Below are 20,693 nucleotides of genomic sequence, written 5' to 3' on the forward strand. Positions count from 1 at the left end.
CTATATTATGTTTTTGAAAGTAATAAAGCATAAGACGGCTTGGCTGGCAGTGTTAGCGGCTTGCCTGTCTGCGTGCAATACCGGAAACAGTAACCGGCCAACAGATACGCCAACATCAGGCACCATTCATATCAGTGTGGATGAAACCTATGAGCCGTTAATAGAGGCGGAGCTGAAAGTGTTCCATTCCCTGTATCCGAATACGCATATAATAGCGGATTACAAACCGGAAGCAGAATGTTTTAAAGATCTTTTAAATGATAGTGCGCGTTTGATCATTGCAACGCGCGAGCTGAACGCCCAGGAAAACGCTTACTTCAAACAGATCAAGATTTCTCCGAGAAGTATGCTGCTGGCCTGGGATGCGCTGGCATTGGTTACCAACCGTGAAAACCCCGACTCCATTTTAACAATGGACCAGGTGCGTAACATCATGGACGGCACAGATAAAGAGCGCAAATGGCAGATTGTTTTTGATAATCCAAACTCCAGCACGGTAAGGTATATACGCGATTCCCTCAACAAGGGAAAGCCGCTGCCGCCCAATACCATGGCGGCTAAAACCAACCCGGAGGTGGTAGACTACGTTGCCAGAAACAAAGCCGCCATTGGCGTGATCGGTGTGAACTGGATATCTGATCCCAATGACTCCACCTCAATCGAATTTACCAACAAGGTAACAGTGGTAAAGGTGCGGGCCGATTACGGGTCGGAATTTGTGAAGCCTTACCAGGCATATATTGCTACTGGTTCCTATCAGCTGAAGCGTGGCTGCTTCTTTGTGCTCAGAGAGCCTTACAGGGGCCTGGGCACGGGATTTGCAACCTTCCTCGGCAGTTATGAAGGCCAGTTGGTGATCAAAAGATTCAGATTATTCCCGGCCAGAATCAATGCAGTATTCAGGGAAGCCAATATTCAATAAGTTAAAAAAACACAACACAACTAAAACCAGATTGCTCATGAACAGACGGAAAAGCTTAATTGTAGCATTGCTGTGCGTCGCGAATGGCGTTATGGCTCAATCTGTAGAAGATGGATTAAAAGACATTTACTATGGCAAATACAGATCTGCCATCGGAACATTTGAAAAAGTAAACGCAGCCAAACCAGACGAAAGAGCATACTACTATGAAGGTATTGCACAACTGAGCCTGGAGCATAAAGACAGTGCGGCAGCCGTTTTCCAGAAAGGCCTGCAGGCTGTGCCCAACTCTCCCCTGTTACAGGTAGGTATGGGCCGTATAGACCTGATGAACGGCAACACCGCAGCTGCCAAGCAAAAATTTGAAGCAGCCAGCACCGCAACAGAAGGCCGTAACGGCGATGTTGCCCGTGCTATTGCAGACGCCAACACTTCTGTTAAAGGCGGCGACCGCGGTTATGCGCTGACCATAATGGAAAAGCTGCTGAACAACGAAGGCCGTAGAAGAAAAGAACAATATACCGCTACCGTAGCCGACTATATTGAAATGGGCGATGCCTATCGCGCGCTGGGTGGTGAAAACGGCGGTAAAGCCATTTCCACCTATGATAAAGCGCTGGAGCTGGACCCCAACAATGCAGAAGCGATCATGAAACAGGGTTTGGTAAACTACAACGCCAAGCTGCTGCAGGAAGCGGTGAACGACTGGACAAAAGCCACCAACGTTGATCCTAAATATGCACCTGCATACTTTGAGCTGTTCGAGTTCTACATCACTCCTAAAAAGAACCAGCTCTCCTGGGATAACGCAGCTACCTACCTGCAGAAGTATATGGAAGTAGGCGATCCTGCTGATAAGCTGAAGAACGAATACTACCTGGCCGCAATCTCTTTCTACAAGAAAGATTATGAAGCCGCCATCACTAAAGCTAAAAGCGTGATGCCTACCGTTACTGAGCCTGAAGAAAAGGCCAAGTTCACCCGCCTGGTAGCAGATGCTTACCTGCAGAAAGGCGACTCCATGACCGCTAAGCAAACCATGGATGAATATGTGAAAGCTGTAGGCGACAGCAAGCTGGAAGCCAACGACTATAAGCTGTTAAGCGAAATCTACGGCCGCGTAAAAATACAGGACAGCGCACAGGCTGCCATCACCGACTCGCTGGCCTCTGTATACCTGGAAAAATATGCAACGCTGGACACCACTAAAGATGTGGACCACTACCGTGAAGTAGCAGAGAAATTTAAATCCCTGCGTGACTATGCCCGTTCCGCCCAATGGTATGGCAAGCTGGCCACCGACTTTACCGATGAGCAGAACCCCGGCAAAATCCAGGATTACTTCTGGAAAGGCACCATGGAAATTTATGCAAATAAACCGGCCGACGCCGACTCAACCTTTGGCGCTTTTGTAGCCAAATACCCGAACCAGGAAGCCCTGGGGCTATACTGGAGAGGACGGGCCAACATGCTGAACGACCGGGAAGCCAAGGAAGGCACTGCCGTACCGTATTTCCAGAAATTCTTTGAAGTAGGCGGCGAGTCTAAAATGAAAAGCAACCTCCTGATGTACCCTTATCAGTACATGATGATCTATTACTATAATAAGGAAGACAAGGAGAACCTGAAAACCTGGATGGATAAAGTGCTGGCATTGAACCCGAATGACCAGGCCGCCAAGCAGATCCAGGAAAATATGGCAAGTACGGCAAAAGCCAGTACAAAAGCCCAACCTGCTACACAGAACAAGAAATAAGCAGCCATAAAATCATTACTGCCTGAAAAGGGGAGCGCTTGCCAAAAGCGCTCCCCTTTTTAACTTTTTAATAGTTCCACTTCAGCCCGATTTTTGTTAAATTACAGTAAACGTAGAGGATAAGTAGATTACTGGTTATTTCCACAAAATCAGACGGTATGATAAAACAACTCGTTATTATAGCACTGTTGTCAGGTGCAGCAAACAGCTTAATGGCCCAATCCGTAGAAGACGGGCTTAAGGATTTGTACTATAACAAATACGAATCTGCCAAACAAACCTTTAATAAGGTAATAGCTTCCAAGCCGGACGAACGCGCCTATTATTACCTGGGAATTGCCGACCTGGAAATGGAAGACAAGGCCGCTGCTGCAGCCGACTTTCAGAAAGGGCTGCAGGCCGTTCCCAATTCACCCCTGCTACAGGTGGGTATGGGGCGTTTAGACCTCATAAATGGCAATGCTGCCGCCGCCAAACAAAAATTTGAGGCAGCCAGCACCGCCACAGAAGGCCGTAACGGCGATGTGGCCCGGGCCATTGCCGACGCCAATACGGAAATTAAAGGCGGCGACCGCGGCTACGCACTGGCTGTAATGGAAAAGCTGCTGAATAATGAGGGGCGTAGGAAAAAGGAAATGTATACCCCCACTGCCGCCGACTATATTGAGCTGGGCGATGCGTACCGCGCCCTGGGCGGTGAAAACGGCGGTAAAGCTATCAGCGCCTACGACAAGGCCCTGGAACTGGAGCCAAACCGGGCAGAAGCAGTCACCAAGCAGGGAATTGTAAACTATAATGCCAAGCTGCTGCAGGAAGCAGTAAACGACTGGACCAAAGCCGCCAGCATGGACCCTAATTATGGTCCCGCATATTATGAGCTGTACCAGTTTTATATTACTCCCACCAAAAACCAGCTTTCCCTGGAAAATGCCGCCAAATACCTGCAAAAGTATATAGATGTGGTAGGCACCGGGGCTGGTAAAATGGAAAATGAATATAACCTGGCCGCCATCTCTTTCTATAATAAGAATTACGATGCCGCCATCAGCAAGGCCAAAAGCATGCTGCCCCAGGCCAAAGACGCCTATAAAGCCAAGTTTACCCGCCTGATAGCAGATGCGTACCTGCAAAAGGGCGACTCCATGACAGCCAAGCAAACCATGGATGAATATGTAAAAAGCGTACCCGACAGCGCGTTGGAAATGAACGACTATAAGCTGCTCAGCGCTATTTACAGCCGTATTAAGGCGCCGGACTCTACCCAGCAGGCTGCCATTGACAAACAGTCGATCAATTACCTGGAAAAATATGCCGAAGCAGATACCACCAAAGATGTGGACCGCTATGAGGAAGTAGCCAAGGCCTATATTAATGCCGGTGTTTATGACAAAGCCGCCGACTGGTATAAAAAAATGATAGACCTGAAAACCCAGCTCAAACAAACACCCAGCGCGCTGGACTATTATAATGTAGGGCAAAACTATTTCCGGGCCGCCGGCGCTACCACGCCAGCTGATACGGTACTGCTGAACCGGGCCGATAGCGCCTTTGCCGCGTTGTCGGAGAAATTCCCGGACATTACCACCGGTTACTACTGGCAGGGATCGGTAAATGCCGTAAAGGATGCCGAAGCCAAAAAGGGGCTGGCGGTTCCTTATTACCAGAAGTATATTTCCATGGCTGAGTCAGATGCGGAAAAAAACAAGGTAGGTCTTATAAAAGCCTACACCTATATATTGGTATATTATTACAACAAGGAAGATAAGCCGAATATAGACAAGTATATGGCCAAGCTGCTGGAGCTGGACCCCAACAGCCAGGCTGCCAAACAGATCAAGGAAAATATGTCTAACGCCAATAAAACCAGGACACAGGCCGGAAAATCCGGGCGGTAAAAGATATAATTCATTCGCAATGAATGGTTAACGATGTGAGCCGCCCGCAAAAAGGGCGGCTCACTTTATTTTTAGCCGTTAAAACCTGGTTAGCGCGCATTCAGTACCACTACATTAAGTGTAGCCACCGTGTACCGACGGGGTTTTCCTGTTTCCGATTGGTAAAAAAAGATAATATTTTAGACATTCATAGATTTGTATTTTGCCGTTTGTTGCAGTATTTTTGCACATTCGCGAGAACGTTTTATTGGGAAGCTTATGTTTTTAGACATTGAATTCTTGTCAGCAACTACTCCTTTCAGCTATTTTCCTATTGTTCTGCAGCTGTTGGCTGCCCTGGGCTTTGTAGGTATCACTATGGTGGCTACGCACTTCCTCGGTCCTAAAAGGAAAACCAAAGACAAACTCATTAACTTTGAAAGTGGAATTGAACAGATCGGGAATGCGCGGCAACCCGTTGCTATTAAATATTTCCTGACTGCCATTTTGTTTGTATTGTTTGATGTGGAGGTAATATTCTTCTATCCCTATGCCGTTAATTTCAGGGAGCTGGGATGGGAAGGATTTCTTGCTATGCTGATGTTTGTAGCGTTCTTTATGGGCGGGTTCTTTTACATTGTTAAAAAAGGCGCCCTGAAGTGGGAAGATTGATTGGTAAAGCAAAAAGACCGATAAGAAATAGCAGCGTAGCAAACAAATTGTAAACGTATTAAAAATCTTTAGGAGGGCTCGTATATGGCACGTCCGGTTTCGCATAATACAAAAGTGAAGATGGTGGAAATACCCAAAGGGTATTCCGGTGAGGGGTTTTTTGCTACCTCTTTTGATAAGGTTATTGGCCTGGCACGCAAAAATTCCATATGGCCGCTTCCGTTTGCCACATCCTGCTGCGGTATTGAGTTTATGGCTACGGCAGCCGCACACTATGACCTGGCGCGGTTTGGTTCTGAACGTATGGCATTTACGCCCCGCCAGTGCGACCTGCTGATGGTAATGGGCACCATTGCCAAAAAAATGGGGCCTGTATTACGCCAGGTGTACCTGCAAATGGCCGAACCCCGGTGGGTAATAGCCGTAGGGGCCTGTGCATGCAGCGGCGGTGTGTTTGATACCTACTCCGTATTACAGGGTATTGACCAGGTAATACCGGTAGATGTGTATGTACCGGGTTGTCCGCCCCGGCCGGAGGCTATCCTGGATGGCTTTATGCGCATCCAGGACCTGGTAGGCCAGGAAAGCATGCGCCGCCGTCACTCACAACGCTACCAGGAACTGATGAATGAATATGGCATCCAGTAATTAAAAATCGTAAATCGTAAACCTGAATCGGATGTCTTTGACAAACGACTATATAAAGCAAAGATTGGTTGAAAAGTTTGGAGAGGCCTTAACAAGTTTTGAAGAATCTTTTGGCATACTGTCCTTTACAGCACCTGCCGCCCTCAACCTGAAAGTAATGCAGTTCCTGTATGATGAAGAGGAGCTGCAATTCCGTTTTTTAACAGACCTTACCGCGGTGCACTATCCTCACCAGGTAGATGCGGAACTGGCAGTAGTGTACCACCTTTATAACTTCCGCGAAAAAGTACGGCTGCGTTTTAAGGTATTTGTTCCTGTTGCAGCCCCCAAGGTATTTACAGCTACCAAACTGTTTGAATCCGCCAACTGGATGGAAAGGGAAACCTACGATTTCTTCGGGGTGGAGTTTATAGGCCACCCGAACCTGAAACGTATTCTGAACGTGGATGAAATGACCTATTTCCCGCTGCGTAAGGAGTTTCCGCTGGAAGACCAGACCCGCATTGATAAGGATGACGAGATGTTTGGCCGCTAAATAATTAACAATTAATAATGAATAATTAAGTATGAGCAACATTGCAGTTTAGTACGCCATATCCGTTATTCGTTATTAATTATTCATTATTAATTATTCATTGAATTATGTCCGAGCATCAACATATAAACCTGCCGCAAGGAGGTGTAGAAAAGCTCACCACAACGCTGAACCTGGGTCCTACGCACCCGGCTACGCATGGAGTGTTCCAGAATATCCTGGAAATAGACGGTGAGCGGGTGGTAAGCGCAGAATCTACCGTAGGGTATATACACCGTGCTTTCGAGAAAATAGCGGAACGCCGTCCCTATTACCAGATCACGCCCTTAACAGACCGGCTGAACTACTGTTCTTCCCCCATCAATAACATGGGCTGGCACCTTACAGTAGAAAAGCTGCTGGGTATTAAAACGCCCAAGCGGGTCGATTACCTGCGTGTGATTATTATGGAGCTGGCCCGTATTACTGATCACCTGATCTGTAACGGGGTAGTAGGGGTTGATACCGGCGCTTTTACCGGCTTCCTGTACCTGATGGAGTACCGCGAGCTGGCTTACGAGATCTATGAAGAAGTATGCGGCTCCCGCTTAACTACCAACATAGGCCGCGTAGGCGGTTTTGAAAGAAACTTTACCCCTGCCGCTTTCCAGAAAATAGAAAAATTCCTGAAAGAATATCCCAAAGCCCTGAAGGAGTTTGAAACCCTGATGACCCGTAACCGCATTTTCGTGGAAAGAACATCGGGTGTTGGGCCTATCAGCGCGGAAAGGGCTATGAGCTATGGCTTCACCGGGCCCAACTTACGGGCCGCCGGGGTAGATTATGATGTAAGGGTGGCGCATCCTTACAGCTCTTATGAAGATTTTGATTTTACCATACCCGTAGGCACCACCGGCGACTGTTACGACCGTTTCCTGGTGCGCAACGCCGAAATGTGGCAAAGCCTCGGCATTATACAGCAGGCAATGGATAAGCTCAAAGACCTGCCGGACGATGTATACCATGCCGATGTACCGGCTTATTACCTGCCGGATAAAAAGGATGTATATACGAAAATGGAAGCCCTGATCTATCACTTCAAGATCATAATGGGCGAGTCGGATATTTTACCCGGTGAGGTGTACAACGCTGTAGAAGGCGCTAACGGCGAGCTGGGATTTTATCTTATCAGCGATGGAGGCCGCAGCCCGTACCGCCTGCATTTCCGGCGGCCGTGCTTTATTTATTACCAGGCCTACCCGGAGCTGGTAAAAGGCGCTATGCTGAGCGATGCGATCATTTGCCTGAGTAGCCTGAACCTCATAGCAGGGGAGCTGGATGCTTAGGAAAAAGAATGTTAAATGTAAAATGCTGAATGTAAAATGTAAAAGTGATCAAACCATTTTACAGCATGCATGATAAGCATCATAGGACTTTTACATTTAGCATTTTACATTTACGATTTTACATTTTAAGAATATGTTTTCAGAAGATAAACTGGTTAAAGTAAAAGAGATCATTGCACGCTACCCGGAAGGGAAGCAGAAAAGTGCGCTGATACCGCTGCTGCACCTGGCGCAGGAGGAGTTTGGCGGCTGGCTGAGCGTGGAAACAATGGATTACGTTGCTTCCCTGCTGCAGCTAACGCCCATTGAAGTTTATGAGGTGGCCACCTTTTACAGCATGTTTAACCTGAAACCGGTAGGCAAATACGTGTTTGAGGTATGCCAAACCGGTCCCTGTATGCTTAACGGCTCTGACCAGATCATTGAATACATTAAGCAAAAGCTGAAGATTGATGTAGGCGAAACCACGCCCGACGGCCTTTTTACACTGAAAACAGTGGAATGCCTGGGCGCCTGCGGCTATGCGCCTATGATGCAGCTGGGCAAACACTTCCGGGAGCACCTGACCCCCGAAAAGGTAGATGCCATTATTGAAGAATGCAGGTCAAAAGCAAACTAACGAACAAGTAAGGCGGATAATATAATTAGACAATGGGACGCAAATTACTTTTAGACAAAGCACATATAGAGGGCATCCGGTATTACGATACCTACCGGAAAAATGGCGGTTATGAAGCAGCGGGGAAAGTGTTAAAGACCATGAGCCCTGAGCAGGTGGTGGAAGAGGTGAAAAAGAGCGGCCTGCGCGGCCGTGGTGGCGCGGGTTTCCCTACCGGCTTAAAATGGAGCTTCCTGGCCAAACCGGAAGGCGTGCCCCGTTACCTGGTATGTAATGCAGACGAGTCTGAACCGGGAACTTTTAAAGACCGTTACCTGATGGAATTTTTGCCCCACCTGTTAATAGAGGGGCTGCTTATATCCAGCTTTGCGCTGGGCTCTAACCGCACGTACATTTATATACGCGGTGAATATGCCTGGATCCCGGACATCCTGGAGCAGGCTATTGCAGAAGCAAAGCTGAACGGCTGGCTGGGCAAGAATATACAGGGCACCGGCTTTGACCTAGAAATATACGTGCAGCGCGGCGCCGGCGCTTACATTTGCGGTGAGGAAACCGCGCTTATAGAGTCGCTGGAAGGCAAACGCGGTAACCCGCGCATCAAACCGCCGTTCCCAGCGGTAAAAGGTTTGTGGCAATGCCCTACTGTGGTGAACAACGTGGAAACATTAGCAGCGGTAGTACCCATCATTAATATAGGCGGGGAAGAATATGCAAAAATAGGTATCGGCAAATCTACCGGCACCAAGCTGATCTCCGCCTGCGGCAACATTAAGAAGCCGGGTGTGTATGAAATTGATATGACCATCTCCGTTGAGGAGTTTATTTATTCCGATGAATACTGCGGGGGCATTCCCAAAGGCAAGCGCCTGAAAGCCTGCATCCCCGGCGGTTCTTCCGTACCCATTCTGCCCGCTAACCTGCTGCTGAAAACAGCCAAAGGCGAAGCCCGTATGATGACGTACGAAAGCCTGAACGATGGCGGTTTTGCCTCCGGCTCCATGATGGGGTCCGGCGGTTTTATAGTATTTGATGAGGACCAGTGCGTGGTACGCAATACCTTAACGCTGGCCCGCTTTTACCATCACGAAAGCTGCGGACAATGCAGCCCCTGCCGCGAAGGCACCGGCTGGATGAAACGCGTGCTGCATAACATTGAGTATGGTAAAGGTAAGATGAGTGATATAGACCTGCTGTGGGATATACAACGTAAAATAGAAGGCAACACCATATGCCCGCTGGGCGATGCGGCTGCGTGGCCGGTTGCGGCTGCCATCCGTCACTTCCGTGATGAGTTTGAATGGCACGTGAAGAACCCGAATGCCGCCCAGCAACGTAATTTTGGTATTGCCCATTACGCCGATCCCTTACCTGTTGCAGCTGCAGCAGTGTAATGCCACAGCTTTAAACATATAAACATGGCTGAAGAAAAGAAACTATTTAAGGTTAAGATTGATAATATCTCCGTGGAAGTGGAGCCGGGTACCACCATCCTGAATGCTGCCCGTAAGATAGGAGGAGATATAGTGCCGCCGGCAATGTGTTATTATTCCAAGTTACAGGGCAGCGGCGGTAAATGCCGTACCTGCCTGGTAAAGGTAACCAAAGGATCTGAGGCCGATCCCCGTCCCATGCCCAAGCTGGTAGCCAGCTGCCGCACCAATGTAATGGATGGTATGGAAGTGGCCAACATTACTTCTCCCGAAGTACAGGAAGCCCGCAAAGGCGTGGTGGAGTTCCTGCTGCTGAACCACCCGCTGGACTGCCCCATCTGCGACCAGGCAGGGGAGTGCCACCTGCAGGACCTGGGCTATGAGCATGGCGCCGATGGCACCCGCTATGAGTTCAAACGCAGAACATTTGACCAGATAGATATTGGCGATAACATTAAGCTGCACATGACGCGCTGCATACTTTGCTACCGTTGCGTATACACCGCCGACCAGCTTACCAACCGCCGTGAGCACGGTATTCTGGGCAGGGGCGAGCATGCAGAAATAAGCACCTACATACACAAGGCGCTGGACAACGATTTCATAGGCAACGTAATTGACGTATGCCCGGTAGGCGCGTTAACAGATAAAACTTTCCGCTTCAAGAACCGCGTATGGTTCCTGAAACCCATGGATGCGCACCGCAACTGCGATAAGTGCTGCGGTAAAACCGTGCTGTGGATGCGGGGCGATGAAATATTCCGTGTAACTGCCCGTAAGGATAAATACGGTGAAGTAGAGGAATTTATTTGCGATACCTGCCGCTTCCACACCAAGGAGGCCAGCGCCTGGACCATTGAAGGGCCGCGCCGGATTGACCGTCACAGCGTAATATCCCAGAGCCATTATGTAGGTACTGTAAAACCGAAAGATACTCTTACCGATGTGCTGGATGGCCGGCAGCCACGCCTGCTCATGGACATTCACAGTGTAAGTAACGTGAACCGCCCGGAGATACACCTATCTCAAATAGACGGACCGGCGCACTCGGATGATTTTAACAAAGGGCAGAAAACGGAAAGCTAAAAGCAGAAAGCAAAAAGCAACGGTTAAAGGCTCAAAGCGTAATCAGCCCACGCCTTCATGCGTAATTCGTAATTGACAATTTGTAATTGATGAACATAGATTGGTTCTTTATACTGGAGAAAATAGTGCTTATTTCAGGAGTGCTGGCGCTTTCGCTGATAGTGGCCATGTATTCAACCTGGGGAGAAAGAAAGGTAGCCGCCATTATACAGGACCGGCGCGGGCCTAACCGTGCAGGTTTTATGGGACTGCTGCAGCCGCTGGCAGATGGAGGTAAGCTCTTTTTTAAAGAAGAGATCATTCCCACCAACTCCAGCCGTTTCCTGTTTATCCTGGGGCCGTCACTAGCCATGCTGGTAGCTTGTATGACCAGCGCGGTTATTCCCTGGGGCGATACGCTTACCGTTGCAGGCAGGCAAATCTCGCTGCAGATTGCAGACGTTAACATCGGCATCCTGTACATTTTTGGCGTAGTGAGCCTGGGCGTATACGGCATTATGTTAGGCGGCTGGGCATCCAATAACAAATACTCCCTGCTGGCCTCTGTACGCGCCGCTTCGCAGATCATCTCCTACGAGCTGGCCATGGGCCTGGCTTTAATAGCGTTGCTGATGCATACCGGCTCCCTGAGCCTGAAAGATATTGTGGAGCAGCAGCGCCACAGCTACTGGAACGTTATTTACCAGCCACTGGGCTTTTTGATTTTCCTGGTATGCGCTTTTGCAGAATGTAACCGCACCCCGTTCGACCTCCCCGAAGCGGAAAATGAGCTGAACGGCGGTTACCACCTGGAATACTCTTCCATGAAGCTGGGCTTTTACCTGTTTGCAGAATACATTAACATGTTCATCAGCTCAGCGCTGATGGCCAGCCTGTATTTCGGCGGTTACAGCTTCCCGGGTATGGACAGCCTGGGCCTGGCTCCCAATTTAATCACCATTCTCGGTTTTGTAGCTTTGTTCATCAAAATACTAGTATTCCTGTTCTTCTTTATGTGGGTACGGTGGACCATTCCAAGGTTCCGCTATGATCAGCTGATGCGCCTGGGATGGAACATGATGATCCCGATTGCATTAGTGAATATGCTGATCACCGGCGCGTGGATTTTGTTTCAACAGGGATGATAAAAACTAACTTGAATTATGCAAGCATTAACAGATAGAGTAAAACCGGTAGACCGCAGGCCGCTGAGCTTCGTGGAAAAGCTATACCTGCCGGCAATTTTAAAAGGTATGGGCGTCACCTTTAAGCACATCTTTAAAAAGAAAGCTACGGTGAACTACCCTGAGGAAAAACGCCCTTTCAGCCCCGTGTTCCGCGGCTTGCATATCCTGAACCGGGATGAGGAAGGTCGTGAAAGATGTACTGCCTGCGGCTTGTGTGCCGTAGCCTGCCCTGCAGAAGCCATTACCATGGAAGCTGCGGAAAGAAAGCCGGGTGAAGAGCACCTGTACCGTGAGGAAAAATATGCTGCCAGCTATGAGATCAATATGCTGCGCTGCATTTTCTGCGGGTTTTGTGAGGAGGCCTGCCCCAAGGATGCTGTTTATTTAACAGAAACCTTTGCACCGTCTAACTACGACCGTAAAGGATTTATATATGGAAAGGAAGATCTGCTGATCCCTCATCCTAAAGAAAAGAAAACTGTTTAAATGGCAGGGTGGCCACCACCATCCAACAATACAACCAAATAAATGAGTACGCAACAAATCATTTTCCTGGTACTTTCCGCAATATCCCTGGCCTCTGCCATGGGGGTGATACTGAGTAAAAACCCGGTTACCAGTGTATTATGCCTGATCCTCACCTTTTTTACCATAGCCGGTCATTATGTGATGCTGAACGCCCAGTTCCTGGCAGTAGTGCATATTATTGTATATGCCGGCGCCATTATGGTGCTGTTCCTGTTCGTGATAATGTTAATGAACCTGAATGCAGATATAGAGCCGCAAAAGCGTAACTGGTTAAAATACGCAGGCGCCATCAGTGGCGGTACCCTGCTGGTAATACTGGTAGCTGCCCTGCGCGACGCCAGCATGCCTTCCCTGCAAAGCGGTGCAACAGACATTGGTTTGATTGCCAACCTGGGTAAAACACTGTTTCACCAGTATGTAGTGCCGTTTGAGGTAAGCAGCGTGCTGTTCCTGAGCGCTATGGTTGGCGCAGTGGTAATCGGCAAAAAGGAATAGTATTAAATGTGCAGATGTGCAAATGTGCAGATGAATGCAATAGCGTGCCAACAGGTATATGTGCTGTGTATAATGTACAAATCGCTCTCATCATCCGTAATTCGTAATTGACTAATCGTAATTAATAAATATGCCTGTTCAATACTACATATTTCTTAGCATAGCCTTGTTCTGTATAGGTGTTATGGGCGTGCTGATGCGCAGGAACGCCATCATCATATTCATGTGTATAGAGCTGATGCTGAATGCCGTGAACCTGCTGCTGGTGGCTTTTTCAAAAATGTGGGCCGATGCCGGCCGTGCAGATGCGGCGGCAGCCCAGATATTTGTGTTCTTTATTATGGTGGTGGCGGCAGCGGAAGTAGCAGTGGGCCTGGCTGTTATTGTGATGGTGTACCGGAATACCCACTCGGTGGACATTAATAATTTAAACAGACTTAAAAACTAAAGAACGCGGAACGCAAAATGCGGAAAGCATAAAGCAAAAAAACAGCATTCGGCGTTCAGCATAATTCGTAATTCGTAATTCGTAACTGATAAATGATCAATCTCGTTTGGCTGGTACCAGTTTTACCATTATTAGGTTTCCTGATTAATGGATTAGGAAGGCGATATTTATCCAAATCCCAGGTAGGTATTGTAGGCAGCGGTGTTATACTGGCTGCTTTTGCTGTTAGTGTAATGATATTCCTGGAGGTACGGCAGCCTGGTTTCAGCACGCAGGTAGTAACGTTGTTTGACTTCATTAGCGTAGGCAGCCTGCATATTCCCTTTGCCTTCCAGGTAGACCAGCTGAGCGCCCTGTTCCTGTTGATCATTACCGGGGTAGGCTCCCTGATACATATTTACTCCACCTCCTATATGCATGATGAAAGTAACGAAGGCTTTGCCCGTTACTTCGCATACCTGAACCTGTTTGTATTTTCCATGCTGCTGCTGGTGCTGGGCGCCAACTATGTGCTGATGTTCATTGGCTGGGAAGGGGTGGGCTTATGCTCTTACCTGCTGATCGGTTTCTGGTTCAAAAATACCTCCTTTAACAAGGCTGCTAAAAAAGCTTTTGTAATGAACCGCATTGGCGACCTGGGTTTCCTGATGGGTATTTTTGGAATGGTGGTAATGTTCAAAAGCGTTACTTTCTCTGAGGTGTTCAGCAAAACAGCCGGCCTGGGAGCACACAGCAATTACAGCGTGCAGATAGCTATTATTGCCACGCTGCTGTTCATAGGCGCCATGGGTAAATCGGCCCAGATACCGCTGTACACCTGGCTGCCCGACGCTATGGCCGGTCCTACGCCGGTATCGGCCCTTATACACGCGGCTACCATGGTAACTGCCGGTATTTATATGGTGGCCCGCAGCAATGTGCTGTATACACTGGCCCCGCAAATACAAACAGTAGTAGCGGTTATAGGCCTGGCTACTGCTTTGCTGGCAGCTTTCATTGCGCTGGCGCAGAATGATATTAAAAAGGTGCTGGCCTACTCCACGGTAAGCCAGCTGGGTTATATGTTCCTGGCATTGGGCGTGGGCGCTTATACCGCCGCCGTGTTTCATGTAATGACGCACGCTTTCTTTAAAGCCCTGCTGTTCCTGGGCTCCGGTTCCGTAATACATGCTATGGGCGGCGAGCAGGATATTCGTAAAATGGGTGGCCTGAAGAAATTTATGCCGGTCACCAACTGGACCTTCCTGGTAGGCTGCCTGGCCATATCAGGTATACCGGGCTTCTCCGGTTTCTTCTCCAAAGATGAAATACTGGCCCACACATTTGCAGATAATAAGATCATGTACATACTGGCATTAGCCGGCGCGTTAATGACCGCTTTTTACATGTTCCGTTTATACTACATTACTTTCTGCGGCAGCTTCCGCGGAACGCATGAGCAGGAGCATCATTTGCATGAGAGCCCCGCTGCTGTTACCATTCCACTGGTGATACTGGCAGTGCTGTCTATAGTAGGCGGTTATGTTGGCCTGCCGGAAGTATTTGGCGTAAAGCACTGGCTGGCAGAGTACCTGTCGCCTATATTTGCGCCTTCTGCCCCGTTTGCAGAAGCGCACCACCTGGAGCACAGCATGGAATGGCTGTTAATGGGCATCAGCTCCATACTGGTGATCGTCTTTATTTTCCTGGCGCGCAGCAAATACATCCGCTATGAAAATACCGGCCGCGAAGCTACGGGTCTTACCAAAGTGCTGGAGAACAAGTGGTATGTGGATGAGCTGTATGACGCCGTGATCGTAAAGCCGCTGGGCATGCTGTCACGCTTTTTCCGGGATGGGCTTGAAAAAGCCGGTATTGACCGCCTGGTGAATGGCGTGGGCCGCGGGGTAACCTGGGGCAGCCAGCAGGCACGCCGCCTGCAAAACGGCCAGGTAGGCTTTTATGTTTTTGCCATGGTAATTGGCATCATCGTATTATTTGTGATAGGATTGTTGTTATAATAGATAGACAAGCGAACGAAAAAAATTATGTTGACAGTTTTACTAATATTGATCCCTTTGGTAACAGGCCTGCTTGCGTTTGGCCTGAAGGGGTCAGGACCGAAGGTGCTGGGCCTCATATCGTCCCTGGCGTCTTTAGCTGTAGTGGCAGGCGCATTGTTCCAGTTCCGGGCAGCCCCGGAAACCCTGCATGTAACCGCCAGCTGGATCCCGCAGCTGGGCGCGCAGTTTAATGTAGGCCTGGATGGTATGGGAGTAATGCTTTGTTTGCTCACTGCTATTGCGTTCCTGCTCGTTTTTATCACTATCTACAACCGCAATTATGAAAACCCGGGCAGCTTTTACGGCTTAATGCTGTTAACGCAGGCCGGGCTGGTAGGCGTGTTTACCGCTTATGATGCACTGCTGTTCTACGTTTTCTGGGAGCTGGCCTTAATACCGGTGTATTTCCTGTGCTCTATGTGGGGCGGTGAAAAGCGTGTACCCGTTACGTTTAAATTCTTTGTTTACACTTTTACCGGGTCGCTGCTGATGCTGGTGGGTATTATTTACCTGTACCTGCAATCACCCGACCGGTCTTTCAGCTATACCACCTTTACTAACCTGAACCTGCCGGTGCAGGAGCAGTCCTGGTTATTCTGGCTGCTGTTTGTGGCTTTTGCCATAAAAATGCCCATCTTCCCTTTTCATACCTGGCAGCCCGATACCTATGAGCAATCCCCAACGCCGGTAACCATGATCCTTTCCGGGGTAATGGTGAAAATGGGCTTGTTCGGCGTTATCCGCTGGCTGCTGCCGGTACTGCCCCAGGGTGCTTTTATGTGGGCCGATGTGGTAATGGTGCTGGCTGTAACAGGCATCATTTACGCTTCCTGCATTGCCATTGTGCAGCAGGATTTTAAACGCCTGATCGCTTATTCTTCCATAGCGCACATTGGATTAATGTGCGCCGCCATATTTGCCAATAACGAACAAAGCCTGCAGGGCATACAAATTCAGATGTTCAACCACGGCATCAACATTATCGGGTTGTGGATTGTGGTAGAAATTATCCAGTCAAGGCTGCAGGTGAAAAACATGGATCAGCTGGGCGGTATTGCACAATATGCGCCGCGTATGTCCATCTTCCTGGTAATTATAGCACTGGCCAACATTGCCTTGCCGCTTACCAATGGTTTTGTGGGCGAGTTCCTGATGTTCAGCGGGTTGTTCCAGTACAATATATGGTTAATGGCTGTAGCTGGCCTGGGTATTATACTCGCAGCGGTTTATACGCTGAATATGCTGCAAAAGGTAATATTCGGCGAAGGCAATGCCTTAACCGCCACTACTACCGACCTGCAGAATTCAGAGCTGCTGGCCCTGAGCCTGGTTGTTATTGTGATACTGGTATTGGGCGTATATCCCAAACCCATGCTGGACCTGGTAGGCAGCACAACGGAGATTGTGAATAAAGTATTTTAGAATCTAAAATGTAAAATGCTAAATGCAAAATGTAAGATGTAAAAGTTGATGGATAAGTTTACCGGGAGTGTTACTGCTATAACAGATATGCTGCCTGCGGACTTTTATATTTCAGGTTTTACATTTTACATTTAAAATTTTTTGTACCGCAATATGAACGCATTAATTTCTACTGCTTTATCGGGTGTTGTACTGATGTTTGTTGGTTTATTCGTTAGCAATAAGCAGCTTATTAAATATTTTGCTATCGTCCTGGTGATGGTGTCCTTTGTGGCTAACGTGCTGGAGGTAGCTACCTTACAGGGCGGCCCCCATAGCCTGTATGGCATGCTGGAAATAAGCAGGTTCAGCATCCTGTTCAATGCAGTGGTGCTGGGCGCTACATTGCTGTACTTTTTGCTCTCGGGCAGTGAATTTGAAAAGGTGGGGGAGCATGTGGCAGATTATTTTGCGTTAATATTCTTTATACTGTCAGGCATTATGCTGGCCACCAGTTTCAGCAGCCTGCTGATGTTGTTCCTGGCTATAGAGATCATTTCCATTCCGCAATACATACTGGCCGGCGCTGATAAAAGAAACCTGAAAAGCAATGAAGCTTCCCTGAAGTATTTTTTAATGGGCTCTTTTTCTACCGGCATTCTGCTCATGGGCATTGCGCTCATTTACGGCGCATCCGGTACGTTCAATATTAAAGACCTGGCAATAGGCACCGGCGAGCTGCATCCTTTGATCATTGGCGGTATTATGCTGCTGATATTTGCGTTGGCTTTTAAAGTGTCTGCCGCGCCGTTCCATTTCTGGACGCCCGATGTGTATGATGGTTCGCCTACCGTATTTACTTCCTTTATGGCTACAGTGGTAAAGGCAGGTGGCTTTATTGCCTTCCTGCGCCTGTTCCATGTAAGCTTTACCGGCGGCGCTATCAGCACACACTGGCTATTGGTGCTGGCCATTATTGCTGCGGCTACCCTCATATTGGGTAACCTTACTGCAGTGTTCCAGCAAAGTGTAAAGCGTATGCTGGCCTATTCCAGTATTGCGCAGGCGGGGTTTATGCTGCTGGCTGTAATTGCGCTGAATGAGTCTGCCGCCCAGGGCATTATTTTATACGCAGCTGCTTACAGCGTAGCTACCATTGGCATGTTTGCCGTGTTAATGAAGGTAAAGGATTATACTTTTGAAGGATTTAACGGCCTGGCCCGCAAACAGCCGCTGCTGGCGCTGTCAGCTACTATATTCCTGTTCTCGCTGGCAGGTATTCCCTTAACGGCGGGCTTTTTCGCCAAGTATTTTGTGCTGGCTGCTGTAGTGCAGCAGGGGCAGCTGCTTTGGCTGGTAATACTGGCTGTGATCTGTGCTGCTATCAGCGTATACTATTATTTCCGTGTTATTATGGCTATGTATTTCAAAGCCGGGGAGCCGGAGGTACTGCCTTATACGCCCGCCTTTAAAACGGCGCTGGTTATTGCTGTTATTATTGTAATTGTGCTGGGCGTATATCCCGGCATATTGCTGCAGTGGGCATAAGTAATTGAATATAAAAAAGAAAAGGCGGGGTGAGCACAGCATCATCCCGTTTTTTTTTGCCACAGGCCATGGAATTGTTCGCTGCTTTCAGCCGCAGCATATATTTATCATGCCGTGGCTGTTTCGCGGCGCTGTTTACACCTTTCGCGCGGGTGGTTTCGCCGTTCTTCACGTTTCCCCCTGGCTAACTTTGACCCTTCGCCTTTTTACATTAACTTTAGTGTGGAACCCTTTACTATGCAATTTCGTGACATTTTTTCCCTGGCGTACCGCTCCGTTACTGCCAACCGCCTGCGAACCGGTCTTACAGTAGCTATTATTGCTTTTGGTATTATGGCCCTGGTAGGCATTCTTACTGCTATTGACAGTATTAAGGGCAGCTTGTACAGCAGCTTTGCCAGCATGGGCGCCAACAGCTTTTCTATCCGCAACCGGGAAATGATGATCCGCATGGGTGGGGGAGATAATGCCACCAAAGGCAATAACAAGCAGAAGAAAAAAATAAAAGCCTCTAACCGTAATAAACGCATCTCCTATGAGGAGGCCATGGATTTTAAACAACGGTTCACCTTTCCTTCCATGGTAAGTATTTCCTTTAATGCCACCGGCATTGCCACGGTGTATAAGGATGATAAGAAAACCAATCCCAATGTGCAGGTAATAGGCGGTGATGAAAATTATGTATCGTTCTCCAACTATACGCTGGAGCAGGGCCGTAATTTTAATGACCTGGATGTGTCTTCCGGCCGCAACGTAGCCATACTGGGGCATGATGTGGCTGTAAAGCTGTTTGGCCGCAACCTGAAAAATGTGGTAAATAATACCATACGTGTAGGTGATGTGCGCTACCGTGTAATTGGTGTGTTAGGCTCTAAAGGCAGCAGCAATATTATGAGCGCGGATAATATTGTGCTAACTACAGTAAACAATACCCGCCGCGTGTTTGACCGGCCCAACGCTTCTTACCAGATTGGAGTGCAGGTGCTTAGCGTGCAGCAGATGGATGCCGCAGTAGGGGAGGCCACTGGCCTGTTCCGCATTATACGGCACCTGGAGCTGAATGAAAGCGACAATTTTTACATCAGCAAAAGCGACAGCCTGGCGGAAATGCTGTTCAGCAGCTTAAGCACGGTAACCCTTGCAGCGGCGGTAATAGGGTTTATAACCCTTTTTGGTTCAGCCATCGGGCTAATGAACATTATGCTGGTATCTGTAGCGGAACGCACCCGTGAAATAGGCGTGAACAAGGCCCTGGGAGCTACAGCGCCCACCATCCGCAAACAGTTTATCTACGAAGCCATTATTATTAGTGTGGCGGGTGGTTTGCTGGGTGTTTTCCTGGGTATGATCATCGGCAATGTAATGTCGCTGTTATTAAAAACCAGTTTTGTAGTACCTTGGTTGTGGATTACGTTGGGCATTACCCTCTGCGCAACGGTAGGGTTAATTTCCGGTATCTATCCGGCCATTAAGGCTTCACGCCTGGATCCCATTGTAGCGTTACGCTACGAGTAAATATTAGATTTATTATCCTCATAACTATCAGCCCGGTACATGAAAATTAACCGGGCTGAAAATTTTTTTTATTCATAGCTTTATCGCATTGGTAAAACCTTAAAACTATTTTACTGTGGGTGCAACAGAAAACTTTAAAGCGCTGGGTTTAACCCTGCCACCAGCGCCAACACCATTGGGAGTTTACAAGCCGTTACTGATGGATGGAAAATATGTGTACGTGTCTGGCCACGGGCCCGTACAGGATGATAAAAGCCTGATTATTGGCCGCATTGGCGACCAGCTGGATATTGAGCAGGGCAAAATGGCGGCCCGGCAGGTAGGCTTAACCATTCTTTCAACACTGGTAGCTAACCTGGGGAGCCTGGATAAAATTAAACGTGTGATCAAAGTACTGGGTATGGTAAATGGTACGCCGGATTTTGCGCGTCACCCATATGTGATCAATGGCTGCAGCGAGCTGTTTGCCAAAGTATGGGGAGAGGAGAATGGTATTGGCGTACGCAGCGCTGTAGGCATGGGCTCCCTGCCGGATAATATTCCCGTGGAAATAGAGGCGCTGTTTGAGCTCCACTGAGCTAATTAATAATGAACAATGAATAATTAATAATAAGAAAGGTGTGCTATTTATTCGTTTGTTCAATCAGCAATGCAGGTTAATTAATAATGAACAATGAATA

Annotated in this window: 19 protein-coding genes; all 19 read left to right on the forward strand. The window is 48.3% G+C overall.

What is annotated here, in order from left to right:
• The first annotated feature begins 7 nt into the window (after positions 1-7).
• The 19 genes from VFS25_RS10350 (at position 8) to VFS25_RS10440 (ending at position 20,590) form a co-directional block, all read left to right on the forward strand.
• Complete coding sequence (locus tag VFS25_RS10350) at positions 8-922, forward strand: substrate-binding domain-containing protein (RefSeq protein ID WP_326462062.1); 915 nt, start codon at positions 8-10, stop codon at positions 920-922.
• A gap of 37 nt (positions 923-959) precedes the next feature.
• Positions 960-2,678 (forward strand): tetratricopeptide repeat protein, encoded by a 1,719-nt coding sequence (locus VFS25_RS10355; RefSeq protein ID WP_326462063.1) that lies wholly within the window; start codon positions 960-962, stop codon positions 2,676-2,678.
• Positions 2,679-2,836: 158 nt separating this feature from the next.
• Positions 2,837-4,573: a tetratricopeptide repeat protein gene (locus tag VFS25_RS10360; protein ID WP_326462064.1), complete on the forward strand. Its 1,737-nt coding sequence runs from the start codon at positions 2,837-2,839 to the stop codon at positions 4,571-4,573.
• Positions 4,574-4,852: 279 nt separating this feature from the next.
• Positions 4,853-5,224: an NADH-quinone oxidoreductase subunit A gene (locus VFS25_RS10365; RefSeq protein WP_326462065.1), complete on the forward strand. Its 372-nt coding sequence runs from the start codon at positions 4,853-4,855 to the stop codon at positions 5,222-5,224.
• Positions 5,225-5,308: 84 nt separating this feature from the next.
• Positions 5,309-5,872 carry an NADH-quinone oxidoreductase subunit B gene (locus tag VFS25_RS10370; protein ID WP_326462066.1) on the forward strand — a complete coding sequence of 188 codons (564 nt, stop codon included), beginning with the start codon at positions 5,309-5,311 and terminating at the stop codon, positions 5,870-5,872.
• A 31-nt stretch (positions 5,873-5,903) separates the two neighbouring features.
• Positions 5,904-6,407, forward strand: a complete 504-nt coding sequence (locus VFS25_RS10375) for an NADH-quinone oxidoreductase subunit C (RefSeq protein ID WP_326462067.1) — start codon at positions 5,904-5,906, stop codon at positions 6,405-6,407.
• 107 nt (positions 6,408-6,514) lie between these two features.
• Positions 6,515-7,732, forward strand: coding sequence for an NADH-quinone oxidoreductase subunit D (locus VFS25_RS10380; protein ID WP_326462068.1), 1,218 nt, complete (start codon positions 6,515-6,517; stop codon positions 7,730-7,732).
• A gap of 133 nt (positions 7,733-7,865) precedes the next feature.
• Positions 7,866-8,351, forward strand: coding sequence for an NAD(P)H-dependent oxidoreductase subunit E (locus VFS25_RS10385; protein WP_326462069.1), 486 nt, complete (start codon positions 7,866-7,868; stop codon positions 8,349-8,351).
• Positions 8,352-8,383: 32 nt separating this feature from the next.
• Positions 8,384-9,745 (forward strand): NADH-quinone oxidoreductase subunit NuoF, encoded by a 1,362-nt coding sequence (gene nuoF, locus VFS25_RS10390; RefSeq protein WP_326462070.1) that lies wholly within the window; start codon positions 8,384-8,386, stop codon positions 9,743-9,745.
• A gap of 24 nt (positions 9,746-9,769) precedes the next feature.
• Positions 9,770-10,870: a 2Fe-2S iron-sulfur cluster-binding protein gene (locus VFS25_RS10395; RefSeq protein WP_326462071.1), complete on the forward strand. Its 1,101-nt coding sequence runs from the start codon at positions 9,770-9,772 to the stop codon at positions 10,868-10,870.
• An 89-nt stretch (positions 10,871-10,959) separates the two neighbouring features.
• Complete coding sequence (gene nuoH / locus VFS25_RS10400; RefSeq protein ID WP_326462072.1) at positions 10,960-11,994, forward strand: NADH-quinone oxidoreductase subunit NuoH; 1,035 nt, start codon at positions 10,960-10,962, stop codon at positions 11,992-11,994.
• A gap of 18 nt (positions 11,995-12,012) precedes the next feature.
• Positions 12,013-12,522 (forward strand): NADH-quinone oxidoreductase subunit NuoI, encoded by a 510-nt coding sequence (nuoI, locus tag VFS25_RS10405; RefSeq protein WP_326462073.1) that lies wholly within the window; start codon positions 12,013-12,015, stop codon positions 12,520-12,522.
• A gap of 42 nt (positions 12,523-12,564) precedes the next feature.
• The gene (locus VFS25_RS10410; protein ID WP_326462074.1) at positions 12,565-13,059 is read left to right on the forward strand and encodes an NADH-quinone oxidoreductase subunit J; all 495 of its coding nucleotides are present in this window, start codon (positions 12,565-12,567) and stop codon (positions 13,057-13,059) included.
• 130 nt (positions 13,060-13,189) lie between these two features.
• Positions 13,190-13,507 (forward strand): NADH-quinone oxidoreductase subunit NuoK, encoded by a 318-nt coding sequence (nuoK, locus tag VFS25_RS10415; RefSeq protein ID WP_326462075.1) that lies wholly within the window; start codon positions 13,190-13,192, stop codon positions 13,505-13,507.
• Positions 13,508-13,599: 92 nt separating this feature from the next.
• On the forward strand, positions 13,600-15,507 hold the full coding sequence (nuoL, locus tag VFS25_RS10420; RefSeq protein ID WP_326462076.1) for an NADH-quinone oxidoreductase subunit L: 1,908 nt from the start codon (positions 13,600-13,602) through the stop codon (positions 15,505-15,507).
• 27 nt (positions 15,508-15,534) lie between these two features.
• Entirely contained in the window at positions 15,535-16,971 is a 1,437-nt protein-coding gene (locus tag VFS25_RS10425) for an NADH-quinone oxidoreductase subunit M (protein ID WP_326462077.1), read from the forward strand.
• A gap of 153 nt (positions 16,972-17,124) precedes the next feature.
• Positions 17,125-18,498, forward strand: coding sequence for an NADH-quinone oxidoreductase subunit N (locus VFS25_RS10430; protein WP_326462078.1), 1,374 nt, complete (start codon positions 17,125-17,127; stop codon positions 18,496-18,498).
• A gap of 237 nt (positions 18,499-18,735) precedes the next feature.
• Positions 18,736-20,013, forward strand: coding sequence for an ABC transporter permease (locus VFS25_RS10435; RefSeq protein ID WP_326462079.1), 1,278 nt, complete (start codon positions 18,736-18,738; stop codon positions 20,011-20,013).
• A 115-nt stretch (positions 20,014-20,128) separates the two neighbouring features.
• On the forward strand, positions 20,129-20,590 hold the full coding sequence (locus tag VFS25_RS10440) for a RidA family protein (RefSeq protein WP_326462080.1): 462 nt from the start codon (positions 20,129-20,131) through the stop codon (positions 20,588-20,590).
• Positions 20,591-20,693: the final 103 nt, after the last annotated feature.

The sequence above is a fragment of the Chitinophaga sp. genome, from assembly GCF_035761305.1.
In the GTDB taxonomy this organism is placed as follows: Bacteria; Bacteroidota; Bacteroidia; order Chitinophagales; family Chitinophagaceae; genus Chitinophaga.